The organism is Prochlorococcus marinus XMU1406 (assembly GCF_017696055.1).
Taxonomy (GTDB): domain Bacteria; phylum Cyanobacteriota; class Cyanobacteriia; order PCC-6307; family Cyanobiaceae; genus Prochlorococcus_A; species Prochlorococcus_A marinus_W.
Genome location: NZ_JAAORG010000001.1, coordinates 55,804 through 68,502, shown reverse-complemented (window position 1 = coordinate 68,502; position 12,699 = coordinate 55,804). Strand labels below are relative to the sequence as shown.

Genomic DNA, 12,699 nt, shown 5'->3' with positions numbered 1-12,699 from the left:
TAATGTATTCTGGTTTAACTGCAATGAATAAAAAATCAGTTGCAGTAGTTATAATTTCCAATGGTCCTGGTGAATTAACGACATGGGTGAATCCTTTAGTGGATGAGCTTAACAAAATAAATAAATCAAAAGGAGATGGCGATAAACACGATTTCACTCTGAGGTTAGTTCTTGTTCCTTGCCCAAATGCCACTGGTAAAGAATTTTTAGTTGCAAATTCATGGAATAAATTCGAATTAATTACAAAATCAAAAAGTTTTTGGAAATTATTAATAAAGCCACATTCTTTTGCTTATTGGCCAAAAAAAGGGGTAGTTATTTTCCTGGGTGGGGATCAATTTTGGAGCATTTTATTAGCTAAAAGATTAGGTTATTTAAATATCACTTATGCTGAATGGGTTTCGCGATGGCCTAAATGGACCAACGAAATTGCTGCTATGAATGTAAAAGTAAAAGAGTTAATACCAAAAAAATATAAATATAAGTGTAAAGTAATTGGCGATTTGATGGCAGATATCAAACTTAATAGCGAAATATCATTAAAAAATAAAGAAAAACACTACATTGCATTGTTGCCTGGTTCTAAGAAAGCAAAGCTTTCTATTGGAATTCCTTTCTTTTTAGAAGTTGCTGATCATATCGCTGAAGAAAATCAAAATATACATTTTATAATTCCCATTGCCCCAACCACTGATCAAAGTGAATATTTATTTTTTCAAAGCAACAAAAATCCAATAGCTAAATATTACTCATCAAAAATCAAAACAATTAAAAACTTCAAAGATTCTAATTTTGATTATGTAATTGAAACATCAAAAAATACAAAGATTTTTTTAATCGAGAAACATCCTTGCTATGAAATATTAAAAGAATGTGATCTTGCAATTACAACTGTAGGAGCAAATACTGCAGAATTAGCAGCGATTAGTCTTCCAATGTTAGTTGTTCTGCCAACTCAACATTTAAATATGATGAATGCATGGGATGGTATTTTTGGAGTAATTGGAAAAATTTCATTCATAAATAGATTCCTAACATTTATAATTAAGAATTTGTATTTTAAAAAAAAGAAGTTTTTTGCTTGGCCAAATATTAAAGCTAAAAGAATGATTGTCCCTGAAAGGATAGGTAATATTTCGCCAATAAAAATTGCAAGAGAAGTATTATTTCTTATTAAAAATAGAGATCAATTAAAAATTATTAAGGATAATCTACAAAAAGAAAGAGGAGATAAAGGTGCTGCAAAAAAACTTGCTTCTATAATTGTTAATTCAATAAAAAAACTTTAACAATTACCAGGGATCATCAATTTCAAACTTTTCTGATTTTTTATTATCTTGAACTAAATTTTGTTCATCTAGTGGTTCAATATCTAAAGTTTCAGTTGCATTTTGAATTGGTCTTTTCGAAGCTAAATTAGTAGTTGGTTGTTTCTTTTGCTTAAAATCAATATTGTTTTTTTCATCTATTTGATTAACACTATTTTGATTCTCGATCTGATCAGAATCATCATTATCCATGTATAGCTTTTTTCTGTTATTAATTTCCTCTGAGGAACCCTTTATTTCAACATATTCAAGTTCATCTTCATAATCATCTGCATAATCATCTTCATAATCATCTTTTTCAACAACTTCTTCATATTCCTCGACCAAATTATTTTGCTGTTCTGATTCAGAACCTGAAAGTAACTGATTCTCAACAGGTACAAGATTTGCTGAGTATCCATTTGCTTCCCTTTCATCCCATGAAGAACCCCCGACTCCAAGTTTCTCAAGTAATCCACTACTTAGTTGCTTCAATTTCTCTTCCGCACCTTCATAAACAATAATCCTATCAGTACCACTACTTACAATTTCCTCAACAGGTATTTCCCATGTACTTAAAACTCCCTCACCTAAAAGCGGAACACCAACAGCACCCATAACAAGAGATATCAAATCCCCAGTCTCAATATCAAAAGAAAAGCCAAGAACTCTTCCTAAAAGTTGTCCAGATTCTGTAATTACTTGACAATTAATTACCTTCCCATATCTTTCTGGAGAAAAACTCTCACTCAAAGAATCTAAGGAGTCAACTAATATGACATCTCCAACTTGCTTTATACTTTCTAAAGGCATCCATTTTGGTAAACCTGGTAAAAATCTTGTGAGTGGATTATCTCTTAGTCCCAAAGCGACAACCTCTCTTCTATCGATATCAACAACAACTTCGCCAACTACGCCTAGACGCCTCCCAGTATCAGTAGTTATCACTTGTGTTCCCATTAATTCTGACCTTAACCATAAACGTTCGCTAGGAACAGAGTTAGGGAGATTCTTATTAGCAGATGTGTTAGACAAGCTCATAAATTTCTTTTTATCATTCTGACGTATAAATTAAAAAAAGTGTGTTTATGCAGCATTTGGTAACCCAAGAACTTGAGTATTAGCACCTCTTGCTTGCGCAACCCCAATTGTTCGTTCAGACGCACTAATCATAGGCCTTCTATGACTTACGACTATAAATTGAGCATTTGATGACTGATTCGATATTAGTTTTGACAACCTTTCAACGTTAATGCCATCTAAAAAACTATCAACCTCATCTAATGCATAAAAAGGTGAAGGTTTATACTTTTGCAAAGCAAATAAAAAACTTAAAGCAGTTAACGATTTTTCACCACCTGACATAGAGGCTAACCTTCTGACATTTTTTCCCTTAGGATGAGCTACTAAAGTTAATCCTCCTTCTAAAGGAGAATTAGGATTTTCAAGTTGGAGAAATCCATCTCCATCAGATAAATTTGCAAAAATTACTCTAAAGTGTCTATCAACTTCTGTAAATGCTTGCATAAAAGCCTCTTGACGCATCGTAGATACAGTTTCTATTCTGAGCAATAATTCAGATCTTTCATTAGATAGAATTTCTAATTTTTCTCTCAAACCATTTAATCTCTCAATTAATTCTTCTAGTTCATCAAGAGCCAACATATTAACAGGTTCTAAGCTTTGTAGTTTTGTATTTATAATCGAAATTTCTGATTGTAGAGATTCAAGACTCTTCCCTTCATATTCTCCAAACTCCGGAGAAGGATTAGGTAGATCTTTTTTATAATTTTCTAGTTTTATTTTCTCGCTTCTCATCTCTTCTTTAAGAGAATGCATATCCCTTTCAAGATATTCGAGCTTCAACAGATAATTATTATATTCTTGCCTTTTATTTGAAATTGAAGCGTTTAATTCATCTCTTTTCCTTCTCAATAAACCTAAATCCTTCTCTAGAGAATTTTTTTGATTATCTAGATCTAAAAGCTCTTTTTTAAATTTATCTCTTTTTTCTATCCATTCACTATGAGCAATTGCGAGTTGTTTAATAGATTCCTGCAAGTTTTTTTCTTGTAGTAAAGTAATTTTTAATGAATTATTGATACGCTCTTTATTTAAAGCAAATTGATTCTTTTTATCTAGTAATGTATCTCTCTCCTTAATAAGTAATTCAAGTTTTTCATCAAGATTATTGAAATGGTTATTAAAAGCTATTAATGATGATTTTTGATTTTTTTCATAATTTGCCTTTTGAATGGTTTGTAATTGATCAAACTTATCATAATAAGGCTTCAATTCATTTTTTAAATGATCTAACTCGTTAACTAATAAATTATTAGCAGCATCAAGTTTATTTAATCTCGATTTACAATCCTCAATTCTTTGCGAAACAGCCTTAAGAGAATCTTGATTTACTTCAATTTCTTTATTAAATGAGGCACAATCCTCAATTATTTGACTGCGGTTAGAATTTAATTTACTAAGTCTATTATTTTTTATTATCAAATCATTATTTGACTCTTTTAAAGCTTCTTCGATAACTAATAATCTTTCTTTTATAGGACTGGAATCATCAATATCATTGTTAATTCCAAACCTATAAGCCAAATCTTTATTTAACTTACTACCTCCTGTAATAGCACCACTTGCTTCTAATAATTCACCACTTAAGGTAACCAACCTATTTTTTTGTGTAGATAACCTAGCTGAGGATAAGTCTGAAAAAACCAAAGTATCTCCAAAAACATATCGAAAAACATCTGAATAGACTTCATCAAAAGTAATTAGATTAATAGCTTTATCAATAAATCCATTCTCCCTGTTATGTTCAAATCTTGAAATTGCATAATTCTTTTTTTGACTTTTAATTCTATTCAAAGGTAAGAAAGTTAATCTTCCCGCTTTCTTCTTTTTAAGGATTTCAATTGCTTTAGCAGCAATATGATCATTATCAACAACAATTTGTCCTAATCTATTTCCAGCAGCAATTTCTAATGCATATCTATTTTTCTCACTGACCTCTCCAAGTTGAGCTACATAACCATGTATACCCTCTAACCCTGCCTCTAAGAGAATTCTGAGAGCATATGAACCTCTGGATTCGTTTAAAGCTTCCTTCCTACTTTCTAATCTAGAAAATTCCTTTTCAAGTCTTAATTGCTCATTGTTTAACCTTGATTTAGTTTTAATTAATAAATCAATTTCATTTTTTAAAGAATTAATTTCTGAACTATTACTTGCCAAGTTTTTATTCTTTGTATCGGATGTCTCTTTTTTGCTTTGATTTCCCTCAAAAAGTTTTTGCTGTTCTAAGTCTAAGGAATCAATCTGAGACAATATCTCATCTTTTTGAATATTATTTTGAATAATTTCTTCTTCAATTTTCCTTTTTTTTATTTCCAAAGGATTAATTTGATTTTTTATAGTTTCAAGCTCAGCATTTAATTTGATACTTTGTTTTGAGAATTCTCCAGACTCTCCAGCCGCATCAGAAAGTTTTTTTCGAGATAGTTTATGTTTTAACGTGAGATCATCAATTTGCAAGTTCAATTGTTTTAAAAAATTTTCATCGAAATTTTCTTGTCTCATCTTTTCTGACTCGATATTCCTCTTAGAAATTGCAATTTCATCTCTCTGCTTTTGTAATAGAATACCTTCTTCTTTATTCAGACTTGATATCCTATCAAGTTCTCTCAAGCTAGAATTAATACTTCCAATATCAGAATTCACTTTTATCAATTTATCCTCTCCTTTCTCCTTTAGCTCATCAACCAGTATTTTCAAAGCATCTTCTAAGACTGATATTTCTTTACTAATAGATTCTTTTTGTTTATTAAATAATATTGTATTTTTTTCAATTTCACTTTCTTTTTTTTCAATAGATTCAACATGCTTAACTTGTTTATCAAAAATAAGAACTTTCTCTAATTCCTTTATTTGTAATAGTTTTGCCTTTAACTCTTTATATCGCTTTGCTTTTTCACATTCTTTTTCAAGCTTATTCTTACTAGATTGCAATTCATTTTCTAAAATTTCACATCTTTCTTGTCTTTCGAAAACGTCATTTAATTTTGCATTAGTTTGTTCTATTCTTGTATCAAAAAGTGCGACTCCTGCTAATTCATCAATAAGATTTCTTCTCTCCTTATTATTCATTGATACTATTCTTGTTACATCACCCTGCATAACAACATTGCTCCCCTCAGGATCAACACTAATATCTCTTAATATTCTTTGTACTTGTTGCAAGGTACATTGTTTTCCATCAGAAGTATAAGTAGAAGCATAAGAACCACCTGGCATAAGCCTTAATTTTCTAGAAACTATCCATTCTTTTTGACCTTTATTAAGGGCAATTTCTTCTTCTTCTAGTTCCAAAGGCGGAAGGTCCTCTCTGGGAGACCAATCTTGAATATTAAATTTTACCGATACAGATGTTTCTGATGACTTACCCTCTTTAACTTTGGAGTTATTTATTAAATCTGGTAATCTTTCAGCCCTCATCCCTCTACTATTAGCTAGACCTAAACAGAATAAAATTCCATCTAAAATATTACTTTTCCCAGAACCATTAGGACCCGTAACCACCGTAAAACCTTCTTCAAGAGGAATTTTTACATTTCCCCCAAAAGATTTAAAATTTTCAAATTCGACCTGATTGATATGTACCAATCTCAAGTCTCAATAGCTAAATAAGAATAACTAATTTCCAAAAATTCTCAATAGAAATATTACGTTTATTTATAAATGAATATTAATAATTTTTGGTCAATCTACAAGAATTACCCGAAATTTCAAACAAGCCATAAAGAAGTTCACCATCCAAAAGGAATCTATAATATTCAGAGTCCAATTTATCAGAAACGTTTTTAAATATTCCATTATCAATTCTTTTTACAAACCCTCTATTATCAGAAAGTTCATGTTCTATCCTGGATAGCCATACAAGTCTATGATTTGGCTGCTTAGAAATTTCTACAGAAGCTTGATTTAATAAAGGTAGTTTTAAAAATTTCCAAGTTAGACAATCTATGCCATTTTCAACAAGAAAATCATAATGAATATCAAAAGAGTTAGCAGAATAAACTTTATGTTCAAGCAAAACCCATTTATTCATTATCTATTTGATAAATAAATCAAATCTATTTTCAAAACAAAGTTGAGATAAAGATATATTTTCTTAAAGATGGTTCCTGTTATTTAATTACTTGCATCAGGAACAAATCTTAAAGCAATGAAAAGCAAACTTCCAGCTCCAGCGATAGCTGCAGCTACTAGTCCAAAATCTGTAGGGATTGTGCGAGATGCAAAAATTAATGATGCAAATGTAATATCCATGATAAAATTTAAACTCATTTAATAAATTCAGTAATAGCTTAACAAAACCTTCTCGCAGAACAGAGTAGATAAATAAAATGTAAATAAAATTTTATATGTTTTTTTTTATAAATCGTACAAATCTTTAGATAAGGGTTCCAAATAAAGAAAATAGGGTCTAATCTTAAAATAAATAATATTAAATAATGGAGACTTACCATCCTCCCAAAGAAGTAGAAGAAAAAGAAGATAACTCTGAACTTCCTGAAAAAGAAGTTATCTCGGAGAAATGGTTACTTGAAAAAATTGACAGTTTAATACCTTTAATAAAAGAAAAATGGCCTAACATTGCACAACAAACCCTTGAGGCCACAAAAGGGAGTATTGATGATTTAGTTGAAGTAATAGCAAGCCATAGTGGAACCTCAGCAATTGGAATAAAACACCAACTATTTGAAATTATTGATTCAATAAAAGAAAAAAATTGGGAAATATCAGAAAAGATTGAACCTATCGAAAGTCAATTAGAAGAGTTATTAGAAGAACTTAACAATACTCTTAGACCAAAAATAGAAAGTCCAATAAGAAAAAAACCGCTATTATCTATAGCTATTGCGGCTGGCATTGGTTTACTAATAGGAACTCTCCTAAACAGTGGCAAAAAATAATATGGAAAAACCAAAAAATAAAAACTTTGCAAATACCGCTTCAAGAATTTCAGCTATCGCAAGTTCAGTGATGGATTTGCATGTAAGAATAGCTCTTCAAGAAGTAGATAGAGAAAAAAGAAGATTAATTAGTGGTGGAATATTTTTGGCAATTGGAAGCACATTACTATTATTAGTACTAATTTGCATCCATATTATTTTTTATCTTTTTCTAACAAAATATAATAACTGGAATATTGAATATAATTTATTACTCATAATATTTATCGATTTATTTCTTGCAGGTTTAAGTTTGAAGCTTGGAGGAAAATTAGCCAAAGGACCTTATCTCCCTCAAACATTAGAGGGTTTAGGTAAGACAACAAAAGCCGTTTTGGGCAAAAAATAAATTACCTTATTAAATACTTTATCCATCTACAATCTATCCCCCCATTACTAACAGGAATTTTTAATGAGGATTTCATTTTCAAATATTTTGTTAGTTTTGGATTTCCACTTAGCAACCAAAATTCCCAACCTGAAAAATTATTCTTTAGGAAGATTCCCATTTGCTCGTATAAACTAATCAATTCATTTTCATCACCCAATTTTTTGCCGTATGGAGGATTACATATAATGATCCCAGGTGTGCATGCTAATTGGAGTTCTAAAAAATCATCATTTATAAGTTGAATATAATTTTCGAGTCCAGCCAATGATATGTTTACTTTCGCCTGCTCAAAAACCTTTTTATTAATTTCGCAGCCTATTATTATTGGTAATTTTTCATAATTTATAATTTTATTTTTTGCCTTATTTTTTTCAATAAGATAAATATCTTTCCTAAAGTCCAACCAATTCTCAAAAAGATATACCTGATCAATATTTATGGGAACATCAAGAAATTGATTTACTGCCTCAATTAAAAAAGTTCCTGAGCCGCACATAAAATCAATTAATGGGACTTTGCCATTCCATTGAGTCATATTTATCAATCCAGACGCTAAATTTTCTTTTAATGGAGCTTTTCCAACAGCAGGTCTATAGCCTCTTTTGTGTAAGCTTTCCAAACTACTTTGAAGACTCATAATTGCTTTATTATTATTTAAATGAAGATGAATTATTAAATCAGGATTATCTAAAGAAATATTTGATCTTTTATTCCAAACTGCCTGTTGCAAATCAGTTATAGAATTTTTTACTTCAAGTGCGGTGAAATGTGTATGAGTTAGAGAAGATGTTCTCCCAGTGACTTGAACATTAAACGTTTTTTCAAAGTGCAACCAATTTAACCAATCAAATGAATCTCTAACACCCTCATATAAAGATTGCCTGTCATAGCAATTAAAACTTGCAATTTTTCTATAAAAACGAAAAGCTAATCTGGAAAAAAAATGAACTCTATAAAAAGTTTCAAAATCACATTCAAAATTAATAAATCTTTTATGAGTATTAATATTAAATCCACCTAAATTTGAAATTTCCTCAGCTAAAGATTTCTCTAGTCCTACTGGAGCTGATGCAACTACATTCATATACGATAAAACTTAACAAAAAAACTATTCAATACTCATTTTGCCTGTCAGAATATAAATGTCCAATTGGACTAGGTGATCTCAACCGATGTTTCGGACAGCGGTTCGATTCCGCTCAACTCCACTATTTGGGGTTGTAATGGTTTCGACGGGGCATAAGGAAGGTGACTGAAGCCGGCTCGGTTAGAGCAAAAACACAAACGCTAACAAAATCGTTAGTTTCTCCCGTCAAACAGCACCAGTTGCTGCTTGATCCTTAAGGAGATGGGGTCATATCAGCCTTATCAACCAAATGATACGAGGAGTCTGGAAGGACTCCACTTTTTAAATAACTAAGAAGTTGTATTAGATAATTTATTAATGTGTAAATATTGCTGCAATTAATTGTATTAAAAATAATTTTTTTAATTTTATAGGTATTAATACTGAGAAGATAAGTTTTAAATTAATTTATCTTATTAAAAACTCCAATCATACAAAATGGAACCTAATAAAAAACTAAATGACTTGATAATAAATCTCAAACCTAAAGTTATTAGATTCACTGGTGAAAAATTTCCCACGGAACTATGGAATAATGGTTGTCAAATAAAAAAAAATAAGAAAATATCTACTTAAAAATTTAATTAAGTACTCGAAAAAGGATTTTTCGGCATTTTTTTTAAACAATTTTTTGAAACTTCCTGAAGTAATTTAAATTCATTTTTATTTAAATTCCACTTGAATACATTTGATAAATCTATTACTTGAGATTTTTTTCGCATTCCAACGAGTGGAATAGTCCCTTGATAACAACACCAATTAATTGCTACTTGAGCTTGGGAAACTGATCTTATATTCGCAATTCTTTTTAAACATCTACGCAATTCATATGTTGGCTTTTTATAGTTTTCAAATAAAGCATTACGAATAAAACTTTTTTCTATATTTTCTTCTTTATCTGGATCAATACAAAGTATTCCAAAGGACAAAGGACTATAAGCAAAGAAATCAATATTATTTTCTTCGCAAATCTTTTTTACCTGATATTGTTTTTTTAAATCGGGCGCAAGCAAAGAAAACTGTACCTGAACACTTTTTAGCCTCTGATCTCTTTTTGCCAAGAAATTAATTAATTTTGTCAATCTTTTAGGGCCTATATTTGATAAACCAATTTGAAAATCAAAGCCTTGATCTTTTAAATCGCAAAGATTTTTCAACAGCCCTAATTCCTGCCAAGGATTATATTTTGCAGTCGACCAATGTAATTGCACTATATCTAATTTGTTATTAAGTCTCTCTAAACTTTTCAAAAAAGGTTTGTTAAAACCTCTGTCACCGATTCTCCAGGGATAAGGTGCGAGTTTGGTTGCTACTTGAATTCTTTTTTTCTTTGCAGAAGGAGTATTTAGTAAAAATTTGCCTATCAATAATTCACTTCTACCCTGAAGATTCCCAGTGCCATAAGAATCTGCAGTATCAATAAGATCGAAACCTCTGCGCAACGCTTCATTATACGTCTCACGTAAATCATCATCATTTGTAGATTTGTAATTCCAAAAAAGCTTATTGCCCCAAGACCAAGTACCTAATCCAATTCTTTTCTTCACTAGCCTATTTATATAATGAACTTTATAAGGTTATCTAAAAATATTAACCTCTTTAGAATATTTCAAAAAATAAGTTTTAAAGCATTAAAAATCAATTTCTCTTGACATTAAGAAATTATTCTCCAAAGTAAAAGAAATAAAAATAAAAAATTGTTCATTACCGTTTGCGGACAAAAAGGGGGAGTAGCCAAAACCTGCACGAGTATTCACCTTGCTAGTGTTTGGCATTCTGAAGGTAAAAAAGTTTGCATAGTCGATGCCGACAAGAATAGATCTGCATTAGCGTACTCATCAAGAGGCAATCTTCCATTTCCAGTTTTCCCAGTCAATTCAGCTGCTAAAGCATCAAGATCATCAGAAATTGTAATAACTGATGGTCAGGCTAGCAGTGATCAAGAAGAACTTAAACACTTAGCTTATGGTTCAGATTTAGTTATCTTACCTACAACTGCAAAAGCCAGATCAGTAGAATTAACTGTTGAACTAGCTAATTTATTAAGCAACTTAAAAGTTAACCATGCAGTAGTAATAGTAAAAGTTGATTTTAGACAGCAAAAAGCAGCGCAGCAAGCAAAAAAAGCCCTAGAAAATTTTGGTTTATATGTTTTCGATACATTTATACCCTTACTTTCAGCGTTTGATAAAGCAGAAGCCTTGGGTAATGCTGTTTTCGAAGCTGTAGACGATTTAGGTAGATCAGACCCTCGTCGAATGACGGGCTGGTCTGCTTATTGTTCAATTGCCTCCCAAATTCCATGCCTGATTTCGAAGCCCTCATCCGACACCAACAACTTAAACAACCCACAACCAATCAGCGCTTAAAAGTAGTTAATAAGCCTGATTTTGAAGAAGAAAAAAACGAAGAGCCAACTATTAAACAATCTGGATTATTAGTTAATTTTTTTGGAGGTTTTATAGGTTCTGTAATTGGAACTTTAACAATACTATTCCTTTATGTAAATGAATATCTACCAATAGATTTACTAAAACTTAAGTAGTATATTGGCTATTTATTTCAACATATTTTTTAGAAAGATCGCACCCCCAAGCTGTGCCTTTCGATTCGCCAGAATTTAGATTAATCATAATTTTTACAATATCATCTACCAAATATCTACCTTTCATTCTGGACTTAATATAGTCTGTGACTTTTTGTGGATCATATTTATTTAACTGGCCTTTTTCCAAAATGTGAGCGTTTCCTATATACAAGTCAACGTCATCTAAATTAAATTTAACTCCAGAATTACCTGCAGCAGAAATGATTCGTCCCCAATTTGGATCACAACCATGTATCGCAGTTTTTACCAAGGCAGAATTACAAATAGATTTCGCGAGCATAATTGCATCATCTATATTTTTTGCTCCTTGAACCAAAACTTCTAATAAACAATTTGCTCCCTCTCCATCCCTTGCAATATTTTTTGCCAAGTTCTGACATACAATATCAATCCCTTGTTGGATAATTGGAAAAAACCTTTTTTCAATTTTCTCTCCTGCATTTATTCCAACAAAAGAATCATTTGTGCTTGTCTCTCCATCAACTGATATTGCATTAAAAGATTTTTGAACCGCAATAGCAATCATTTTGTCCCATTCTTCTTTTTGAATACCCGCATCACAGGTTAGAAAAGCAAGCATTGTAGCCATGTTGGGGTAAATCATTCCTGAACCTTTTGCAAATCCTGCTATTTTTATTTTTCTACCTTGAATAATCGTCTCTATTGACACTTTTTTCAAAGTCAAATCAGTAGTTAAAATTGCTTCTGCTGCATTTTCAAAATTATTACCCTTTAAATCACTAACTAAATTCGGTAAATTTTTTACTAAATCATTTATTTTTATTGGAACACCAATTACTCCAGTTGAGCACATTAAAACTTCTTCTTCTTTTATTCCTAAAAGTTCCGCAATCTTTCCTGTAGCAATTTGAAAATGTTGAATACCAAGATTTCCTGTACATGCATTTGCTTGTCCAGAATTAATTAGTATTGCTCTTACAAAACCTAAAGTTGTTTTAATCCTTTCCTCACAAATATCCACACAAGAAGCTCGAACTATTGATTGGGTAAACATCCCACTAAAAATACTTCCTTCTGGAGCGAGTATTAGTGCTAAATCTTTTTTATTAGAAGCTTTTAAACCAGCAGATATCCCAGCAAAAAGAAACCCCTTGGGTGTCACCTTACTGTCATCAACAAACGACCAATTGGAATCTAACTGGCTCAAACTTTTTGGTATTTTAATTCATACTAACTACTCTTTAATACTAAAGAAACTAAGTAATTAGATTATTATTAATTAT

At 30.8% G+C, this 12,699-nt stretch carries 13 protein-coding genes; 6 read left to right on the top strand and 7 right to left on the bottom strand.

From position 1 onward, the window contains the following. Nucleotides 1-2 precede the first annotated feature (2 nt). The gene (locus HA149_RS00320) at nt 3-1,289 is read left to right on the top strand and encodes a glycosyl transferase (protein WP_209111977.1); all 1,287 of its coding nucleotides are present in this window, start codon (nt 3-5) and stop codon (nt 1,287-1,289) included. Nucleotides 1,290-1,292: 3 nt separating this feature from the next. On the opposite strand, the gene HA149_RS00315 is transcribed toward HA149_RS00320, so the two are convergent. The 4 genes from HA149_RS00315 to HA149_RS00300 all read right to left on the bottom strand — a co-directional run bounded on the left by HA149_RS00315 (nt 1,293) and on the right by HA149_RS00300 (nt 6,644). Further along, complete coding sequence (locus HA149_RS00315) at nt 1,293-2,348, bottom strand: PRC-barrel domain-containing protein (protein ID WP_209111974.1); 1,056 nt, start codon at nt 2,346-2,348, stop codon at nt 1,293-1,295. Nucleotides 2,349-2,393: 45 nt separating this feature from the next. Continuing rightward, nucleotides 2,394-5,984 (bottom strand): chromosome segregation protein SMC, encoded by a 3,591-nt coding sequence (smc, locus tag HA149_RS00310; RefSeq protein ID WP_209111972.1) that lies wholly within the window; start codon nt 5,982-5,984, stop codon nt 2,394-2,396. A 76-nt stretch (nt 5,985-6,060) separates the two neighbouring features. Beyond that, nucleotides 6,061-6,423, bottom strand: a complete 363-nt coding sequence (locus HA149_RS00305) for a hypothetical protein (RefSeq protein ID WP_209111970.1) — start codon at nt 6,421-6,423, stop codon at nt 6,061-6,063. 83 nt (nt 6,424-6,506) lie between these two features. Then, nucleotides 6,507-6,644, bottom strand: coding sequence for a hypothetical protein (locus HA149_RS00300; protein WP_002806908.1), 138 nt, complete (start codon nt 6,642-6,644; stop codon nt 6,507-6,509). 185 nt (nt 6,645-6,829) lie between these two features. Here HA149_RS00300 and HA149_RS00295 point away from each other — a divergent pair, with 185 nt between their 5' ends. Together HA149_RS00295 and HA149_RS00290 are read left to right on the top strand one after the other, a co-directional pair. Further along, nucleotides 6,830-7,291: a DUF883 C-terminal domain-containing protein gene (locus HA149_RS00295; RefSeq protein ID WP_209111968.1), complete on the top strand. Its 462-nt coding sequence runs from the start codon at nt 6,830-6,832 to the stop codon at nt 7,289-7,291. 1 nt (nt 7,292) lies between these two features. Further along, nucleotides 7,293-7,679, top strand: coding sequence for a phage holin family protein (locus HA149_RS00290; protein WP_209113892.1), 387 nt, complete (start codon nt 7,293-7,295; stop codon nt 7,677-7,679). Between the two features lies 1 nt (nt 7,680). On the opposite strand, the gene HA149_RS00285 is transcribed toward HA149_RS00290, so the two are convergent. Continuing rightward, nucleotides 7,681-8,805 carry a THUMP domain-containing class I SAM-dependent RNA methyltransferase gene (locus HA149_RS00285; protein ID WP_209111966.1) on the bottom strand — a complete coding sequence of 375 codons (1,125 nt, stop codon included), beginning with the start codon at nt 8,803-8,805 and terminating at the stop codon, nt 7,681-7,683. Between the two features lie 480 nt (nt 8,806-9,285). Here HA149_RS00285 and HA149_RS00275 point away from each other — a divergent pair, with 480 nt between their 5' ends. Next, the gene (locus tag HA149_RS00275) at nt 9,286-9,423 is read left to right on the top strand and encodes a hypothetical protein (protein ID WP_209111964.1); all 138 of its coding nucleotides are present in this window, start codon (nt 9,286-9,288) and stop codon (nt 9,421-9,423) included. Nucleotides 9,424-9,431: 8 nt separating this feature from the next. Here the strand turns inward: HA149_RS00275 and HA149_RS00270 are convergent, their stop codons facing one another. Further along, nucleotides 9,432-10,394, bottom strand: coding sequence for an aldo/keto reductase (locus HA149_RS00270; RefSeq protein ID WP_209111962.1), 963 nt, complete (start codon nt 10,392-10,394; stop codon nt 9,432-9,434). A 150-nt stretch (nt 10,395-10,544) separates the two neighbouring features. On the opposite strand from HA149_RS00270, the gene HA149_RS00265 reads away from it, so the two are divergent. Further along, nucleotides 10,545-11,216, top strand: coding sequence for an AAA family ATPase (locus HA149_RS00265; RefSeq protein ID WP_209111959.1), 672 nt, complete (start codon nt 10,545-10,547; stop codon nt 11,214-11,216). Next, entirely contained in the window at nt 11,150-11,392 is a 243-nt protein-coding gene (locus HA149_RS00260) for a hypothetical protein (protein ID WP_209111956.1), read from the top strand. Before HA149_RS00265 ends, HA149_RS00260 begins: the two co-directional genes overlap by 67 nt. Here HA149_RS00260 and argJ read toward each other — a convergent pair. Then, the gene (argJ, locus tag HA149_RS00255; protein WP_209111954.1) at nt 11,385-12,623 is read right to left on the bottom strand and encodes a bifunctional glutamate N-acetyltransferase/amino-acid acetyltransferase ArgJ; all 1,239 of its coding nucleotides are present in this window, start codon (nt 12,621-12,623) and stop codon (nt 11,385-11,387) included. The two genes, HA149_RS00260 and argJ, sit on opposite strands and share 8 nt — an antisense overlap. Nucleotides 12,624-12,699: the final 76 nt, after the last annotated feature.